Annotated in this window: 17 protein-coding genes; 8 read left to right on the top strand and 9 right to left on the bottom strand. The window is 52.8% G+C overall.

Features of this window, described 5'->3' with window-relative positions:
• Positions 1-121: 121 nt before the first annotated feature.
• From EKM84_RS06470 to EKM84_RS06460, 3 genes are all read right to left on the bottom strand, one after another.
• Positions 122-388 (bottom strand): hypothetical protein, encoded by a 267-nt coding sequence (locus tag EKM84_RS06470; RefSeq protein ID WP_125764900.1) that lies wholly within the window; start codon positions 386-388, stop codon positions 122-124.
• Positions 389-497: 109 nt separating this feature from the next.
• Positions 498-1,814 carry a branched-chain amino acid transport system II carrier protein gene (brnQ, locus tag EKM84_RS06465; RefSeq protein WP_404819570.1) on the bottom strand — a complete coding sequence of 439 codons (1,317 nt, stop codon included), beginning with the start codon at positions 1,812-1,814 and terminating at the stop codon, positions 498-500.
• Between the two features lie 111 nt (positions 1,815-1,925).
• The gene (locus EKM84_RS06460; RefSeq protein ID WP_125764896.1) at positions 1,926-2,573 is read right to left on the bottom strand and encodes an NAD(P)-dependent oxidoreductase; all 648 of its coding nucleotides are present in this window, start codon (positions 2,571-2,573) and stop codon (positions 1,926-1,928) included.
• A gap of 108 nt (positions 2,574-2,681) precedes the next feature.
• On the opposite strand from EKM84_RS06460, the gene EKM84_RS06455 reads away from it, so the two are divergent.
• Positions 2,682-3,239: a GNAT family N-acetyltransferase gene (locus EKM84_RS06455; protein ID WP_125764894.1), complete on the top strand. Its 558-nt coding sequence runs from the start codon at positions 2,682-2,684 to the stop codon at positions 3,237-3,239.
• Between the two features lie 149 nt (positions 3,240-3,388).
• Here EKM84_RS06455 and EKM84_RS06450 read toward each other — a convergent pair whose 3' ends face one another.
• The gene (locus EKM84_RS06450; protein WP_125765054.1) at positions 3,389-3,901 is read right to left on the bottom strand and encodes an acyl-CoA thioesterase; all 513 of its coding nucleotides are present in this window, start codon (positions 3,899-3,901) and stop codon (positions 3,389-3,391) included.
• Between the two features lie 263 nt (positions 3,902-4,164).
• Between EKM84_RS06450 and EKM84_RS06445 the strand changes: the two genes are divergently transcribed.
• Positions 4,165-5,406, top strand: coding sequence for a hypothetical protein (locus EKM84_RS06445; RefSeq protein ID WP_125764892.1), 1,242 nt, complete (start codon positions 4,165-4,167; stop codon positions 5,404-5,406).
• A gap of 838 nt (positions 5,407-6,244) precedes the next feature.
• Here the strand turns inward: EKM84_RS06445 and EKM84_RS06440 are convergent.
• Complete coding sequence (locus EKM84_RS06440) at positions 6,245-7,441, bottom strand: multidrug effflux MFS transporter (RefSeq protein WP_225418160.1); 1,197 nt, start codon at positions 7,439-7,441, stop codon at positions 6,245-6,247.
• Positions 7,442-7,794: 353 nt separating this feature from the next.
• Between EKM84_RS06440 and lepB the strand changes: the two genes are divergently transcribed.
• The 4 genes from lepB to EKM84_RS06420 all read left to right on the top strand — a co-directional run bounded on the left by lepB (position 7,795) and on the right by EKM84_RS06420 (position 11,339).
• Positions 7,795-8,388, top strand: coding sequence for a signal peptidase I (gene lepB / locus EKM84_RS06435; RefSeq protein WP_125764890.1), 594 nt, complete (start codon positions 7,795-7,797; stop codon positions 8,386-8,388).
• 173 nt (positions 8,389-8,561) lie between these two features.
• Positions 8,562-9,020, top strand: coding sequence for a MarR family winged helix-turn-helix transcriptional regulator (locus EKM84_RS06430; protein ID WP_125764888.1), 459 nt, complete (start codon positions 8,562-8,564; stop codon positions 9,018-9,020).
• Between the two features lie 176 nt (positions 9,021-9,196).
• Entirely contained in the window at positions 9,197-10,528 is a 1,332-nt protein-coding gene (locus EKM84_RS06425) for a C1 family peptidase (RefSeq protein ID WP_125764886.1), read from the top strand.
• A 172-nt stretch (positions 10,529-10,700) separates the two neighbouring features.
• A complete protein-coding gene (locus EKM84_RS06420; protein WP_125764884.1) occupies positions 10,701-11,339 on the top strand; it encodes an HAD family hydrolase in 639 nt (212 codons plus the stop codon).
• A gap of 500 nt (positions 11,340-11,839) precedes the next feature.
• Here the strand turns inward: EKM84_RS06420 and EKM84_RS06415 are convergent, their stop codons facing one another.
• The 3 genes from EKM84_RS06415 to EKM84_RS06410 form a co-directional block, all read right to left on the bottom strand.
• Positions 11,840-12,199 carry a hypothetical protein gene (locus EKM84_RS06415; protein WP_125764882.1) on the bottom strand — a complete coding sequence of 120 codons (360 nt, stop codon included), beginning with the start codon at positions 12,197-12,199 and terminating at the stop codon, positions 11,840-11,842.
• Between the two features lie 69 nt (positions 12,200-12,268).
• Entirely contained in the window at positions 12,269-12,439 is a 171-nt protein-coding gene (locus EKM84_RS14170; protein ID WP_164511337.1) for a hypothetical protein, read from the bottom strand.
• A gap of 57 nt (positions 12,440-12,496) precedes the next feature.
• Positions 12,497-13,039, bottom strand: a complete 543-nt coding sequence (locus EKM84_RS06410; RefSeq protein WP_125764880.1) for a hypothetical protein — start codon at positions 13,037-13,039, stop codon at positions 12,497-12,499.
• A 258-nt stretch (positions 13,040-13,297) separates the two neighbouring features.
• Between EKM84_RS06410 and EKM84_RS06405 the strand changes: the two genes are divergently transcribed.
• Positions 13,298-14,122 carry a DNA/RNA non-specific endonuclease gene (locus tag EKM84_RS06405; protein WP_125764878.1) on the top strand — a complete coding sequence of 275 codons (825 nt, stop codon included), beginning with the start codon at positions 13,298-13,300 and terminating at the stop codon, positions 14,120-14,122.
• A gap of 411 nt (positions 14,123-14,533) precedes the next feature.
• Here EKM84_RS06405 and EKM84_RS14165 read toward each other — a convergent pair whose 3' ends face one another.
• Positions 14,534-14,689: a hypothetical protein gene (locus tag EKM84_RS14165; RefSeq protein WP_164511336.1), complete on the bottom strand. Its 156-nt coding sequence runs from the start codon at positions 14,687-14,689 to the stop codon at positions 14,534-14,536.
• Positions 14,690-14,807: 118 nt separating this feature from the next.
• Here EKM84_RS14165 and cls point away from each other — a divergent pair, with 118 nt between their 5' ends.
• A complete protein-coding gene (cls, locus tag EKM84_RS06400) occupies positions 14,808-16,265 on the top strand; it encodes a cardiolipin synthase (protein ID WP_125764876.1) in 1,458 nt (485 codons plus the stop codon).
• The last annotated feature ends 79 nt before the right edge of the window (positions 16,266-16,344 follow it).

The raw sequence follows: 16,344 nt of genomic DNA, 5'->3' as shown, positions 1-16,344 counted from the left end.
TAAAAGACCGCGGACCAGTCAAGACTACTGAAGCAGCTCGGTAGTGGCGACTGGCCCGCGGTCTTTTTGTTGTGCCAAAAGAAAAAGGCCTCATCATCGTGGGGATGACGGGACCTGGTGGTTAGGCGCCTCCACCAAGGGCGAACGCCTTAACGATGGAGAGAACCAGAAACGTAATTTGAATGCCGAGGTCAACACGGTTAAGCGAGTGGCTATCGGCTGTGCTTTCAAAGACATTGAAGTGAAGCATCGCCGTAATCAACGAACTGAAACACAGAAAGGCGGCTAAGATGGGATTGCTAACGAGTAACATCGCGGCTAGCATCACCAATGTTAGGATCATAACGCCAATCTTGAGTGGGGTAGCTGGGTAACGTACTTGAGTCATCCGGAACACCTCGTTTCACTTAATGAGAATATGGCCATACGATTAGAACTTACGTCTATTTTACCAGATTTTCTCATTTAATGGGAGTGAAACGACGATAATTTTTTCGTTAATTGGCGCGGCGGTCAAAGAGGCGGCTCATTAGCCAGCCGAGGACACACCCAATCAGTGCGGGAACCACCCAGCTAAACCCTTGTGCGGCCAGGGGGAGGCGACTATTTACTGCTAGAATTCCTTGGGCCCAACCGGCCCGTTGCCAGGCGGCAGGCAGCGCAGCCACGGCGGAGAAAATCGCCGGAATCAGGGTGAAGAGCATCCCCAGGCCAAAGAGCCAGCGGCTGGTGCCCAGAATCGGCGAGCACACGGCCAGGATAATTAAGACGATGGCCAGTGGATAGAGGAACATCAACACTGGTGTCGAATAGCTGATCAGCTTGGTCAGACCAATGTTGGCAAATAAACAGGGAAGCGCCGCGGCAAAGACGGTCAGACCCACGTAGGATAGCCGGGGAAACAGGCCATGGAGTGTGTCGCCAAAGGCTGAGATCAAGCCAATCGCCGTCTTCAGGCAGGCAATGATGACGATCAGTGCCAGTAGGAGATTCCCGAACGTGCCGAAGTAGTAATCGGCAATCTGGGCGAGGGTGATGCCCCCATTTTCCGCTGCGGCAAACTGGCCGAGACTCATGGTCCCCATCAGGGCTAGCAGCGAGTAGATGATGCCCATGAGGACCACGCAGATGATGCCGGCCTTGATGACATCCTTGGCAATCTGGCCGGGCTCAGTGATACCCAGTTGGCGAATGCTATCGATGACGACGATGCCAAATGCCAGGGAGGCCAGGGCGTCTAACGTGTTGTAGCCCTCCGTGAATCCGGTTGCTAGGGGACTGGCCACGTACGCCCCGCGGGCCGCGGCGTGAAAGCCGCCCATGGGTTTGATGAAGGCCGCGAGCATCAGGAGGCCCAGCAGTACCAGAAAGGTTGGCGTGAGCCATTTGCCAATGTAGACCATTAGCTTACCGGGATTCCGGGCTAGGGCCCAGGCGACCAGGAAGAAGAGAACGGAGAAAATCGCCAACACCCAGCCCTGTTGCGCGGGATCGACGAACGGCGCCAGACCAATTTGAAAGGAGGTCGTGGCGAGTCGGGGCAGCGCAAAGAACGGGCCTACGGTGAGGTACAGCAGGATGGTGAAGGTGTAGGCAAACGGCCGGTTGACCTTGGTCGCCAGGTCGAAGACGCCCTCACTACGGGTCAGCCCAATGCCGGCGACCCCCAGGAGCGGCAGGCCAATCCCCGTGAGCAGGAGGCCGACGATGGCCGCCCCCACGTGACTACCAGCCTGTTGGCCTAGAAAGACGGGGAAAATTAAGTTGCCGGCACCGAAGAACAGTCCGAATAGCATCATGCCGATGAACAACATTTCCCGCCAATTTAATTTTGTTTTCAAAGTAATCGCAACTTTCTATGTCAGAGTTTTACCGCAGACTAGCATACCAAAAAACGCCGCCAGATGATATGGCGGCGTAGCGGTTTAGTTATCTGCCACCGTAAAACGGGTCTGGTGGTGTTGAGGATTCTCGATTTCATTTAAGATGGCAACGGCCATGGTGCCGGCACTAGTCCCAGATTCGCCTTGGTCGTTGGCCAACAGCTCGTCGGTGCCTAATTTAGCTGCTGTGGCCTCACCGGGATGGAAGTTGGCGGCAGGGGAGACGCCAAACCAGTTGACGTTGTCGACGTCGCGTAAGAAAGTTAATTCCTTCAACTGGTTCTGGGGAACACTAATGAAACTAGCGGCCTCAGGCGCCTGTTCCAAGTCGTGTACGAATAAATGATGGTCGTCACCGGTCAACAGGCTACCTGCGCCTAAGATGAAGGCTAAGCGGGGCGTTGTGGTTTCTCGTAACTGACTGACCAGATGAGTGGCCAGGTCCACGTGTAGGTAAGCCTGAGCGGGGGCGGTCGCAAACGCATCAACCACCACGTCACTGGCGGTGAGGTCAGCGGTCGTCAGTTGAAAGGCGTCTTGCGTGCGCGTCGTCAGGTTGGCGTTGGCGGGAAGTTTCGCTAATTTTTCTTCTGAGCGAGCCAAGGCCGTGACACTGTGACCACGTTTTAAGGCTTCGGCAACAATGGCGGAGCCGGCCATCCCGGTGGCACCAATAACAGTAATTTTCATAGATGAGAATCCTCCTTTTTTCGTTGCGTTTAGTATAGGCTAGTTGACTGGTAGCGACAACGATTTTAACCTGTGGTAGAGTAAAAGAAAACAGAGGGGGTCACGACCATGAAGGACGTGGTACAAGGTAGCTTGGTACACTTAACAGAAATGCGGGACGGGGATGCCGAATGGCTTCAGGATACGCAGTGGGAGCCCGGCCTGCTACGTAACTTGTCGGCGGACGCCTTTCACCCGTTTACGGCGGCGGAATACAGTGAACTGGCCGCGGAACCAGACAACAATGAGCGCTTCTTTTTCATGGTGCGGGCCAATGCAGACGACGGCTTGTTGGGCTGGGTCATGTTAGATGATGTGTATTTCAAAAATCGGCGGGCAACGTTAGGCATCGCGCTGCCGGTCGCCAGTGATCGCGGTCAGGGGTTCGGCGAAGACACGCTGAACACGGTGTTAGCCTTTGCGTTCAACGAGTTAGGCTTGCACAAGGTTACGTTAGAGGTCAATGCCAATAACGTGCCGGCAATCCACGCCTATCAGGCGGTCGGTTTCGTACGCGAAGGCATCAATCGCGAAGGCGTCTACCAGGATGGCCGTTGGCTGGACCTGTATTCGTACGGGATCCTCGCCAGTGAGTGGCAGGATGTTTCACGTGAAACAGAAGAATAGGCATTGAAAAATGGTCGACAGTCCCGGGATTACGGGGATGTCGACCATTTGTTTTGTGGTTAGAATGGGGCTGACTGCTGTTGAATTGGGTGATGCTCCTGACATTTGGTTAAAACGTCAGAGTATAGGATGTTTCATGTGGAACATGTTTAGATGGGCCACGGGGACTCGATGGAGACGTGGGCGTTCAGGTCCGTCTGCTCACTCCGCCGTTCCTTCCGTTGGGCATTTCGTTTTGCATAGCCGCCACAGATGTAGCGTTGTTCATCAGTCACGGGCGTCATTGGTGGTAGTGGATTGGTGGATGTCGGATCCTCAATCACGTAGGTGATGAAGCAGGTAAAGCCAACGAAGCGTTTGCCAGTCGTCAGGTTCTCGCCGATGATTTTCACGAAGACCTCTAGCGAACGGGTCCCGGTGCCACTAACGTAGGCTTCCAGGCACATGGAGTCGTCCAAATGGAACGGTTTGAGGAAGCTGACATGGTCAAAGGAAGCGGTCACGACGGTCTTGTGGGTGAGACGAACAGCCGCCACGGAAGCGCTATCATCTACCAGCGACAAAATTTTACCGCCGAAGACGGATTCGTGTTCGTTTAAATCCGGTTGGAAGACCCGGTGGCTGGTCACGATGAGCGTGGCATTACAGGAAACGGGTGTCATTGCATTAGTCAAATTGATTCACCTCATTAATAGAATAACCCTTTGGCTGGGTCCCGGCGAGCGAAGTCGGTGTTCGTGGATTATGGTTAACCGCCCAGCCAAATGGCGTTGCACTTCCTCCATTCTAACAGAGTGGGCTGTAAACGGCGATAGGGGCCGCAAGTTACAGCTTTATTAATTTTTATCAATATCTATGTGAAATAAGCGAATGACGTCGGTCGGCTTGCTATACTGAACGTAAATTAGTAAGGAGGGGTGTTTGCATGATCTATCATGGTGAACCGTTGGACTTGATGCCAACGCTGGATTTGGCGGAAACGTACCCGTTACTCGAGTGCACACTGAGCCTGACGCACCCCATTGACGTTGCGCGGCTAAAGACAGCCGTTGCGACCACCCAAACAGTGGTCCCCCAAGTGTTGAGCCGCTATAACTTACGCTGGAACCGCTTTGAAGATGCGGCGGATTCCCTGGAACAAGTGATTGAAGAAATCCCGGCGATTCACGACCCGGGGCGGGGCAACCTGGACGTTTTGACCGGGCCCCAATTAAAAATTCAGGTCATTCACCATCCGGCTTACGACGCCCTGCGCCTGTCAATGAGCCGCCTGCTAACGGATGGCGAGGGCTTCAAGCATTACCTGTATCTGTTGGCCGCGGCCTACGATGGCGAGGATCTGGCCAACTTTACCAATGAGCGCAGCGTGCACAAGATTTTAGCCCACCTGCGCCATTCCCATCGGGCGCTACCAACGCTGAATGGCAACTCGGATGAGACCTTTCCGAGCCTCCACGGCGATGTGCACCATCACCGTGGCGAGGCCACCATTCCCCGGGTAGTGAGTCGGCGGCTACGGCAACGGACTCAGACGGAAAATGTGACGATGAATGCCATGCTCTTGTCGGCGTACGCGTTGTCGCTGTTTGCCTTGACCGGTGAAAAGCAGCTGGTTATTCCCTATCAAGTCGATTTACGGCTACACGGACCAGTGGCGGCTTCTAACGTGGTTCAGGTCGCCAACCTGACCAGCGAAATGCCCATCCCGATTACGGTTGAAGATGGCGATCGGCTGGGGGACGTGATCCAACACACGCAAGCGACCATCAGTCAGCTACGTGACGAGTTGGCCTACCTGCCGCCGCTAGTCGAATTGAACCGGATGAGTCGGGCGCTACCGCCAAAATTAGTGCGGCGATTAGCCGAGAAGCACCGGCCCCAAGCAGCGATTTCGTTTGCTAACTTCGGTCATATCGATCACACGCGCTTGGATTTCGGCGGCGTGGCAGTCACGCAGATTTACTTTGCCGGAGCCTACCGCACGATGCCACATTTCCAACTGACCGTGAGCGTGTACCACGACGCTTGGACGCTGGCTTTCCGCATGCTGGGGTCCGAGCCGGACTATCAATTAGGCATTAAAATTTTAAAGAACGTCGTCGCCCAGCTGACACAGTGGGCACGTGAAGATGTGCCGGATAAATGCCGGCTAGCTGATGAAGGCTAGTTAGCGGTTATGCAGGCACGAAAAAGGGGCTGTGACGGTTGTCACAGCCCCTTTTGTCAATCCAATTAAGGTGAGTGCCGCTAGTAACGCCACGTCCTTTGGGGGGAGTGCGATTCGTTAACTGGCGTGATCTGCATTTTTAGTGGACGGCCTTAATACGTTGTTTCACTTGCAGTGTAGCATAGGTCGCTGGTTGGCTGGTGGCGGGCGACTTGGATGTGACCCAGAGTGACCGAAGTGGCTAAAAAACACCCACAGTTAACCTAATCACCTAACCAACGGGTTAAACGGCGGTTGCGCCTCCGGGCCGGTGAAAATGACCTTCGTCGTGTCCGTTCCCGGCGGCGAGCTCAAGCCGCCCTGCTGTGGGGCCGGTTTCAGCCTGAGGGGCGGGCTTGCACCTCGACTTTGAGCCGAAGTGCGGTCTCAAAGGTCGTCCCGTGCTCTAAGTAGAGAAAATCGCTCTACTAAGACCACCGACACAGCTGGTCGCCTTGGCTCGCCTCTGGTCACTACCACGACTGGTTCATTTTCACCGTCCCTGCGGCTGACACTGGTTTAGCCCAGTGGTTTGGTGGTTAGCTTACTGGTGAGGTGTTTGACGGCGATAGGGCCGAGGTTGGGATTAACTATCGGTAATTAAAAAGGGCTCAACCGCAGATTTGGTTGGACCCTTTGTATCAATTATGTGGCTAGTTGTCAGATGGTTATTGAAAGCTTTTAGTATGGATTATAGTGTTAACGCTAATTCAAGCTAAATTGCACCAGTTAAATCAACGTCAGTGACCACAGCAGGGGACCTTGAGCCCACCGCCGGGAACGATTGGCTTAGCACGTCCTATTTAGCCACCGCGGTTTTGGCTTGGTAGCGGACCAGGCCCAGGGCGCCCACGTTGCAGACCAGCAACATGGTAGCCATAGCGGCGTAGGAACTACCGGAAAGGCCAACCAGTGGGGATGCCAGGCCACCGCAAGCGTTTTGCGCCAGACCGATGACGGCCGAAGCCCCGCCGGCGTTGCTGGTGGCTTGATCCATGATGATGGTGACTGTCAGTGTGAGTAGTGCACCAATCAGGATGACCAGCGCCAAGACCAGCACGCTGACGACCCAGACGTTGGCTGGGAATAGGAGCGTCAGCAGTAAGACGGCGCTGACCCCGGCCGCCAACGTCAGGAGGCTGGTGACCTGTTGGCGGTTGGTGAAGCGACTGGCGAGTTGGCCGGGCAAGTTACTCCCGACCACAATGCCCAGGCCGTTGAAGGCGTAGAGCAGGCTAAACGTTTGGGGTGCCAGGCCAAAGCCCGTTTGGAAGACGAAGGTCGAGGCGGAAATGTAGCTGAAGAGCCCACCGTAGACCAGTCCCGTGGCCAAAATCAGCGGCCAGAAGGCGGGTTGGACCACCAATTTGCCCATGGTTGCCAGAGAAGCGGTAAAGCCCCCCGTTTGCCGTTGGTTGACCGGTAGCGATTCGTGGAGGCCAAACGCCACGGCCAAGGCAATCACCCACCCAATGATGGCCAGCAGGATGAAGATGGCTTGCCAGTCGACGTAGTGAATCATGAAGCCCCCAATAATGGGCGCGATGATGGGGAAGACCCCGTTGACGGTATTCAGTAGCGCGTAGAAACGCGTCAGTTTTTTACCGGAAAAGAGGTCCCGTGCCACGGCTCGGGCCAACACCTGACCGGTCGCCCCCGCCAGTCCCTGAATGAACCGCAGGATGATCAGTAGCGTGATCGAATGGATGAAGGCCATGGCCAGGGAAACTAAGCCGAAGATCACGAAGCCCAGCACCAGCGGCTTGTGGCGGCCATACTGGTCGGATAGCGGGCCGGCAATCAATTGGCCCAGCGCCAGCCCAATCAGGCAGGCCGTGATGCTCAATTGCATCAGTGAGGCGCTGGTGGCAAATTGAATTTTCATTTGGGGGAGGGCCGGTAAGTAAAGGTCAATGGCCAGGGGTCCGGTCGCACTCACGGTCCCCAGGAGCAGCGTCAGCCAAATTTGACGACGTCGAGAAAGCGTAGGATTCAAAAACAGTCAGCCCTTTCATAAATAATAGAATAATTAGCGCTAGAAACACTACTGGACCGCTACTCTGCCGGGCAGAATGGCGGTCCAGAACATCATTTGTTGACGTAAGTTCGTTTCCTTATTATTGCTGGAAATGGGTAAATTTGCAAGCGGCATTTGAAAAATATTCGGGTTGTTAGCCCCCTTCAGCCAACAAAAACGTTACACGCGGATTAAATTACGGGAAAACGTGGGACTTTCAGTCAGTAAATGGTAAGATGATACTTGACCCTCACTGATAGAAAAAGTTTTCCTAAGGGCAGTCGGGGTGTATGATAAAAATATATTAATATCTGAAAATAAGGAGCTCAATCATGAAAGCATTAAAGGAAGTCATGAGTTGGATTATCCCTGTGATCATTGGGTTAGCCATCGCATTTGCGATTAAATCGTTCGTCTTCACCCGGGTGCGGGTCGACGGGCCATCCATGGAACCGAACCTCCAAAACAACGAAAAGGTTTTTGCTTGGAAACAGGCTAGCGTCAAGCATCTGAGCGTCATCGTCTTTGATGCCCATGGTGAGGATCCTTCCGCAAAGCCCAACACCAACTACGTGAAGCGGGTCATTGGCCTGCCTGGCGATACGGTGACCAGCAAGAACGGGTACATCTACGTCAACAAGAAAAAGGTTGACCAGGGCTTCATTTCCACCAGCGAACGGACTGCTGGGACCGGGAACTGGACGCTGGCTAGCCTGCAGAAGACGCAGAAGTGGAATGATGGCAAGAAGATCACCACGGTCGTGCCTAAGGGCAAGTACTTCGTGCTGGGGGACCACCGGAGCGTTTCTAACGACAGTCGGTACTGGGGCTTCGTCGATAAGGACAAGGTCTTAGGGGTCGTTAAAGTGCCATTCTGGACGTCTAGCAAGACGCGCCGGGCTAATGTGAATAGCTTAGCTTACTAGTTAAAATGAGAGCGTGGGACCGTTATGGGGACCACGCTTTTTTACTGCCTGCAGGCGGTGTCGTGGCCGCTGTCCTTCGGGTTCCACGAAGGCGGGGGACTGGCGTGTTTGCTTGACAATTTACACGATTTAGTATATGCTTGCGCACGTAATTTTAGAGAAGGAGGCGGCTTATGGTCACCAGTAGCAATGATCCCGACATTTTAAAGTGGTTGTCGATTGCCAACCGTTATACGCGTATCGCGCTTGACCGGCGCCTCCAACCGTACCGGTTAAACGCCAGCATGTATTACTATATTTTACGGATTCACGAACAACCGCGGTTGACGCAGGATAAGTTGATCAGCTTAACTTACTTGAACCCCAGCAACGTGACCCGGGCGGTCAATCAGCTGGTCAATCTGGGTTACGTCCGCAAGCGTCAGTCCAAGGCGGACAAGCGCGTTTACGAGCTGTCGTTGACCAAGCGGGGCGAAGCGTTGTATCCCGATATTGTTCAGTTGCGGCAGGAAGTGGCCGACAGCTTGCTCGCAGACGTGCCGGCAGACCAGCATGATGCGTTGGTGGCGCAGATTCGGCAGTTGGCGTTGCGGGCCGTGGGTAATGAGACTGGGCCGGCTGATCAGGCATAGTGGCGGTTAGCAGCATACATAGGTTGATTGACGTGGTTAGGCGAGTGGGCCTGATCACGTTTTTTCGTACCAAAAATTAATTGCCTTTCTAAAGCGAAAGGGCTAGAATGAATCTATGTAAATTATGAGATTTTCATGAGAGTTCTCATGAAGTCATCGCGAGAGGAGTTCGTTCTATGCCAGAAACCAAGACCAATCATGAATTAACCGCTGCTGAGACGGCGGATTTACGTGCTGATTTACAAAAACAACCCGCCCACAACGTTGTGAGTCGGGCCGTCATCAAAAACGGGGTCCTCGCAGCGTCTGAAGATCCGCAAGCCGCCGTGCGGTTGAACCGCACGTTCTCCGTGGAATTACCGACGGGGAAGGTCTCCAACCAGAAGCATTCCGGCCGTTGCTGGCTGTTTGCCACGTTGAACACGATTCGCCATCAATTTGCGGCGAAGTATGACGTGAAGGACTTTGAATTGTCTCAAAGCTACCTGTTCTTCTGGGACCGCGTGGAGCGGGCCAACATGTTCTTCGACAACATTTTACGTACGGCCAATCAGCCACTTGATGACCGCGAAGTCGCTTACTACCTGGGCCATCCCGACAATGATGGTGGTCAATGGGCCATGGGGGCGGCACTCGTGCAGAAGTACGGGGTCGTGCCAGTGAGTGCCATGCCAGAATCATTCAACAGCAATGATACGACCGGTATCGGCGCCGCGTTGAATCTGAAATTGCGTAAGGATGCACTGGCACTGCGCCAATTGGTCGCGGACGGGGCGGACGAGGACGCCATCGCGGAAACGCGCGCTCAAGCCTTAAAGGAAGTTTACCGGATGGCCGCCTATGCCTTCGGCGAACCACCGACCACGTTTGACCTGGAATTCAAGGACGACAAGCAAAAGGTTCACCGGGCCGAAGGGTTAACGCCCCAAGGCTTCTTCCACGATTACTTTGATGTGGATCTCGATGACTATGTTGTCATTGCCAATTCGCCAGACAAGGCGTTTAACCAACACTACAGTCTGCCAAGCCAAGATAACATCGTCGGTGGCAAGCACATCAGCTTCCTCAACTTACCATTGGCCGACATGAAGCAGGCCGCGATCGCCCAACTTGAGAGTGGTGAATCGGTCTGGTTCGGTAACGACGTCTTGCAACAAATGAGCCGGGAACGCGGCTTCTTAGACAGCCACTTGTTCCAAGTCAGCGACCTATTTGGCGTTGACCTGAGCTTGACCAAGGCGCAACGGCTCGCCACGGGTGAGGCTAGTGTGTCTCACGCCATGACGCTGACCGGGGTCAACCTGGTTAATGACGAACCCAACCGCTGGAAGGTTGAAAACAGTTGGGGCGAGAAGAACGGCGACAAGGGGTACTTTGTCATGACCGACGACTGGATGGATGATTTCGTCTACGAAGTGGTCGTGCACAAGCGCTTCTTAACGCCAGAACAACAAGCCGTCTTAGCCACGACACCACAGGCTTTGGCTCCTTGGGATTCCTTATCATAAACGTTAAAAACAGTCGTGCACCTTGGCGACTGTTTTTTTGTGGTCAGAATGTTTCACATGAAACATCGGTCAGCGGCTTTTTTCAAAAGATAGGCGTTAACGCTAGCCAGTAGGCACCCGCAACGCGTAGAATAAGAGAGACGTTGGCAAGACAAATTGATGAGGTGATCTGATGCACAATTTTTTGTTTGATTTTGATAGTACGCTGGCCGATACCCGTGACGTGGCCGTGCTGGCGACCCAGCAGGCATACGCCGCTAAGGGCCTGACGCAGCCCAGTCGTGAGGCGGTCGTGAGCTACATGGGGGTGCCGATTGAGGTATCCTTTGCAAAAATGGCGACCGAGACGCTCAGCGAGCCGGAATTGGCCGAACTCTACACGGAATTTCGCGCCCAGTATCACGAGGCTGAAAAGCTCGGTATCACCTTATTTGATGGGATTGCGGACACGCTAACGGCCTTGAAGCAGCGGGGAGACCATTTATACGTGGTTTCCAGTAAGCACTCGGTGCCGCTGCAACGTAACCTTGACCAACTCGGCTTGGGCCAAACGTTTGAAGCCATCAGTGGCTCCGACACGGTGAGCCATTACAAGCCGGCGCCCGATGGTATCTTAAGCTTGCTGGACCGGTTTGGCTTGGCGGCTGATGAGAGCGTCATGATCGGGGATGCCAAGTATGACATGCAGATGGGAAATAACGCCGGTGTCGCCACCGCCGCAGCCATGTGGGGTGCCGCCGACCCAGCCTCTGTGAAGGCCGAAAAGCCGACGTACTTGTTAAGTACCCCGGCAGAATTATTAACGATTTAATGTTAGCTGGGAACGTTCGTCAGTGATGGCGGGATGTTCCTTTTTTAGTTCCCGAGAAAACAAAAAACCGTCCCTGGTTAGAGGACGGTCAGGCCACATACTTGGTTAGGGTAAGTGGATCATTTTATTGATTAATAAAATGAAAAAAGGTTGGTTAATAGGTTTTTATTGGTATGCTTGTATCCTAACTGGTAATTGTGAAGAAAGTGTGAAGAGAATTTATCGATTAGTAATGCAATTCATTAGATATTACTAAATGGATGGCGTAATAGTGACGTTTTAGGGATTAAAAGGGGGTTGGATTACTTTTAACTAATAGTTTACACACTATTTTTGTGTGATTTCGCAGAATTTGACGCCACTTATTTGCTTAAAATACATAAACCTAATTGTATTCATAATTTTATATATATGTTACATTTCGATAAAATTTTACTAAGAGATCAAAAAATCACTTCCCGCCCGTGAGCTGGAAGTGATTTTTACCTTCGTTCCTTAGATTAATCCATGTGGTGATGGCAATGGCCCATGGGTGCGTGTTCAGGGGTGTCATCCGCTAACATTTGGGGCTTGCCGTCTGGATGATGGTGACATTTGCCACCCTTACCGCAGCATTTGCCGTGGTGGCAGCCGCCACCTAACTGGAGTTGCTTGGTTTGTTCACGTGCGATTTGGAGTTGTTTCTTGAGTTGGCGATTCTTCCAGAAGCCGTGCAGCATGGTGGTCACTGGGATGATCTCTAGGGAAATGACCGTTGGAATCAGCCAGGGGTTCTTAGCAATTAGTGCGCTGAAGCGATCACGGTGTTCCTTGAATTCTGCGGGGTCCATAGTGTCCATGGTAAACTTGTGTTTCATCATCAGTATCACACTCCTTTGGCCCTATCATACCCCAAAGAGAAAGCGCTGTCAGCCATTCTCTGCGACGGGTTAACGGCGGTTACGCCAGAGGCTGATCAGGTGGAAAATTCCTAGGACCACGGCGATTCCCAGCACGCCCGTTTCTAGGAGGACGATGGCGGGGAGGTGCCGGTGCTGCTGATAGACCAGGACGCCGCCCACGACCAGAATCGCCCCGATCCAGGGACCCAATTTCTTCATAAAATTTCCTCCAAACAAAAAACGGCTCTGCCAGCGCAGCGCCGTTTCTCGGATAGTTTATTCAGCGACCTTAACCAAAACGGCCTGCGTCACGTCATCATCGACGTCACGAGAAATGTGGTAACCGGCGACCTTTAATTTAGCGGCGTCATTCTTACCAGTGACCGTCTTCTTGACCGTGAACTTTTGCGTCATCGGAATGTCTGACAGCTTCCCTTTAAAGTTGATGACGGTATCGTCACCCTTGGTCTTAAAGGTGGTGTTCAGGATCCCAATCTTGTTTAAGGCGTTGTCCTGTTTGGCAGCGCTAAATGACTTGTAATACTTGTTAACGTTGTAGACGGTAACCTTACCGTTGGAATCGAAGCGGTAGGCTTCCAGGCCCGAATTGCTCTTAGCGTTGATCGAACCGTTGACGTACCAGAGTTGTTTGGAACCCGTCAACGTGGACTTCACGTCAGCCTTTTTCGTGGTCTTGTTTTTAAAACTAGCTTGTTGGTTGCTCCCCGACTTACTGCTGGAGCTACTGCAGCCGGCCAAGCCGATGGCAAATACAGCCAAAAGGCTCAGAGCGGCGGCAATCGTACGGGATTTCTTCATATCTCAATCACCTCATCGCAAATGATAACAGTTTTATGTTGTTCACACAAACCGCCTACTTCTCCCCTATAGTATAGCATGGCATCCCACCAGAAAAGGGGGACGCGCAGTTAAAAAAGTGTTAAGTTGGCGTGACTGGCTGTAATAATCAATTATTAATAATTAAAAATAGCGATTAATAACTAATGAAAGAAGACAAACGTATGTTCTTTTGCTAAAATAGAGGGTAACACTATGAGAGCTGAGAGGAAGAGAAAAATGAGTAAACGTTATCGGGGACGCCGCCGGGGTGGGCGCGTGTCCATTTACACCGCCATTGCGGTGATTTTGATTGGGGTCGTGGGCACCTTAAGTAGTCAGGGCAACCCGACCGCCCGTAAAATTACCAACGTGGCCACGAGTTTAGTGGGGAGTACCAGCCATCAGGCAACGAATTCGGGCACCACGGCTACGGCGCCCAAGCAGTCGGTCGCGACAAAAGCCCTAGCAGATCAGAAATACACCGGCACGCAAATCGTAGCGGTCAACCACAATAAGCCGACGTTTACGGCGGCCCAGTTATCCACGAAGAAGGGCCCCTGGGCAACGTACGGCGAGCTGGATACCTTGAATCGGGTGACCACCGCGAATGCCTTGTTGAGTAAGAGCACGATGCCCACGGCCAAGCGCCAGCCGCTCAACGTCAACCCGACTGGGTGGAAGAACAAGGAATATACGGTCAATGGCAAGCGGGGTTACCTGTACAACCGAAGTCATTTAATCGGCTACCAACTGACCGGGCAAAATAACAATCTGAAGAACCTGATGACCGGGACCCGTTCACTGAACGACCCCGGCATGACGGCTTATGAAAATCCGGTGGCCAGCTACCTGAAGAGCCATCCCAGCGATTACATTCGCTACCAGGTGCAACCGGTCTTCCGCGGTAACGAGCTAGTCGCCCGCGGCGTCCACATGCAGGCCAAGTCGGTCAATAACCCCGGCGTTTCCTACAACGTCTACATCTTTAACATCCAGGCCGGCGTCAAAATTAATTACACAACCGGGACCAGCCAATACGGCGACCCGGCCAGCAGCTTTTAAATCGAAAAATTTAAAATCACCCAGTCCACTGATTTGTGGCTGGGTGATTTTTTTGATAACCGGTGATATAAGAATAAGCCTCAATTGTTAAGTGAGGACTTAGAAAACTATAGTAGTAGAACGATGGAGATACATTGAATGGGATAAATGAGTATTGTCATAGGAGCAACGCTAGCGCAAAGGATACACGAAAAGCGAGTAAGAAAGGGAATTCGCTAACGTGAGTGACCAGAGGCGGGGCAAGGTGGCCAGCTGTGTCGGTGGTCTTAACTGAGTGAATTTCTCAGTTTTAGACCACGGGACGACCTTTGAGACCGGTTTAGGGGCTCAAAGTCGAGCTGGAAGACCGCTTCTCAGGCTGGAAGCGACCCCATAGCAGGTCACCTTGAACCCGCCGGCGGGAACGGCATGTTAGCGCCGGTTCATGTAGCGGTAGATGCTGTACAAAATAATGCCCGCCAACAGAATGATCCCGATGGTCGGGTTATCCCGGAAAATCCAGTGTAAAACGCGAAAGGGGCTGGTGCCGTGTAAGCCGCCAATCAACGTGGTTAAGTGAGAAAACATGGAAACGCCTCCTGGTCGATTTAGGGTGAATTAATTGAAAAAAGTTAAGAAAAACTAAAGACATTTTGATGATTTAGCGTATCATAAAATCACAGAGAGTTAGAGGAGGGGATTACCCGTGAACGTGAATTACATGCTCATCCTGGAAATCATTGTGGTTGTCAACTCGGCGTTGGCATTCGTGACGGTCTTCCGTGAGAAGCGGGATATTGCCGCGACGTGGGCTTGGATGCTAGTGCTGGTCCTACTGCCCGTCGTCGGGTTTATCGCTTACGCCTTTATTGGGCGAAAATTGCCGAAAGGTCGGATGTTTCGACTGCAGCGGCAGGTAGCGGTTCAGCTAGAGGAACGGCTCAATCAGCAACGTGAAGAAATTGGCGACAAAATTATGCCGGCTGACCAAATTAGTCATTCGGTCATCAATATGGTTAATATGTTTATGGAGACCGACCACGCCTTCTTGGCCCGAAAGAACCGGGTACGAGTGATTACGGATGGTCACGACTTATTCCATCTCATGATGGAGGACATTGAGCGGGCCCACTCCAGTATTCACATTGAATTTTACACCTTTTACAACGATAAGATTGGAAATGACATCCTGGACCTGCTGGTGAAGAAGGCTCAGGCCGGCGTCGAAGTTCGGGTGATCTATGATCCATGGGGATCGATGGGTACCTGGAAACGGTTCTTCAAGCCGTTGATTGACGTGGGCGGCCACGTGGAAGCCTTCCTGGGCACGCGTTCGGCCGTGATTGACTTCCGGCTGAACTTCCGTGATCACCGGAAGATCGTCACAATTGACGGCCAGGTTGGCTACGTTGGCGGCTTTAACATCGGGGACCAGTACCTTGGTCGCAAGGAAAAGTTTGGCTACTGGCGCGACACCCATTTACGCATCGTGGGTTCCGGGGTCTTCTCCCTGCAGGCGCGCTTCATGCTGGACTGGAACGCCACCGACCGCGACCATCCGTTCAAGGACGACCGCATCGAGCACAAATACTTCCCACTGACCAAGGTTAAGGGGGAAACCAGTTTGCAGATTGTCTCTAGTGGGCCGGATTCCGACCTGCAACAGATTAAAATGGGCTACATGCGGCTGATTCAGACGGCAGAAAAGCGCCTGTGGATTCAGACGCCGTACCTGATTCCAGACGACAGTGTCTTGGACTCCCTGCGGATTGCGGCCATGGCCGGCGTTGATGTGCGAATCATGATCCCGGACAAGCCGGACCACGCCTTCGTTTACCGGGCAACCCAGTACTATGCCCGCCAGCTTGCCGATGATGGCGTGAAGATTTATTTCTACCACAACGGGTTCATCCACGCCAAGACCATGGTTGTCGACGGCCGGATTGCCTCCGTGGGCTCGGCCAACATGGATTATCGGAGTTTTAAATTAAATTTCGAAATCAACGCGTTCATTTACGACCCGGTCGTCGCCACGCAGTTGGAAGAGATTTACGAGGCTGACATGCGTCACAGTGAGCTGATTACCCCAGAGAAATTCAAGCAGCAGTCGGCCTACCTGCGCTTTAAGCAGACGGCTTCACGGCTGTTATCACCAATTTTATAAACCAGATACTCGGCATCAATAAGGATGCGAGCAGTGCACAAAGAAACAGCGTCATCGCGGTTTAACCACGGTGGCGCCG

Origin of the sequence: Levilactobacillus mulengensis, from assembly GCF_003946045.1 — a bacterium.
In the GTDB taxonomy this organism is placed as follows: Bacteria; Bacillota; Bacilli; order Lactobacillales; family Lactobacillaceae; genus Levilactobacillus; species Levilactobacillus mulengensis.
Note: the sequence above shows the minus strand (reverse complement) of the source record. Positions and strands in the feature narration are given on the sequence as shown.

Excerpts from the sequence above, each read along its gene's own strand:
- EKM84_RS06470 (WP_125764900.1), bottom strand. The coding sequence starts at position 388 with ATGACTCAAGTACGTTACCCAGCTACCCCACTCAAGATTGGCGTTATG.
- brnQ (WP_404819570.1), bottom strand. The coding sequence starts at position 1,814 with ATGTTGTTCATCGGCATGATGCTATTCGGACTGTTCTTCGGTGCCGGC.
- EKM84_RS06460 (WP_125764896.1), bottom strand. The coding sequence starts at position 2,573 with ATGAAAATTACTGTTATTGGTGCCACCGGGATGGCCGGCTCCGCCATT.
- EKM84_RS06455 (WP_125764894.1), top strand. The coding sequence starts at position 2,682 with ATGAAGGACGTGGTACAAGGTAGCTTGGTACACTTAACAGAAATGCGG.
- EKM84_RS06450 (WP_125765054.1), bottom strand. The coding sequence starts at position 3,901 with ATGACACCCGTTTCCTGTAATGCCACGCTCATCGTGACCAGCCACCGG.
- EKM84_RS06445 (WP_125764892.1), top strand. The coding sequence starts at position 4,165 with ATGATCTATCATGGTGAACCGTTGGACTTGATGCCAACGCTGGATTTG.
- lepB (WP_125764890.1), top strand. The coding sequence starts at position 7,795 with ATGAAAGCATTAAAGGAAGTCATGAGTTGGATTATCCCTGTGATCATT.
- EKM84_RS06430 (WP_125764888.1), top strand. The coding sequence starts at position 8,562 with ATGGTCACCAGTAGCAATGATCCCGACATTTTAAAGTGGTTGTCGATT.
- EKM84_RS06425 (WP_125764886.1), top strand. The coding sequence starts at position 9,197 with ATGCCAGAAACCAAGACCAATCATGAATTAACCGCTGCTGAGACGGCG.
- EKM84_RS06420 (WP_125764884.1), top strand. The coding sequence starts at position 10,701 with ATGCACAATTTTTTGTTTGATTTTGATAGTACGCTGGCCGATACCCGT.
- EKM84_RS06415 (WP_125764882.1), bottom strand. The coding sequence starts at position 12,199 with ATGATGAAACACAAGTTTACCATGGACACTATGGACCCCGCAGAATTC.
- EKM84_RS14170 (WP_164511337.1), bottom strand. The coding sequence starts at position 12,439 with ATGAAGAAATTGGGTCCCTGGATCGGGGCGATTCTGGTCGTGGGCGGC.
- EKM84_RS06410 (WP_125764880.1), bottom strand. The coding sequence starts at position 13,039 with ATGAAGAAATCCCGTACGATTGCCGCCGCTCTGAGCCTTTTGGCTGTA.
- EKM84_RS06405 (WP_125764878.1), top strand. The coding sequence starts at position 13,298 with ATGAGTAAACGTTATCGGGGACGCCGCCGGGGTGGGCGCGTGTCCATT.
- EKM84_RS14165 (WP_164511336.1), bottom strand. The coding sequence starts at position 14,689 with ATGTTTTCTCACTTAACCACGTTGATTGGCGGCTTACACGGCACCAGC.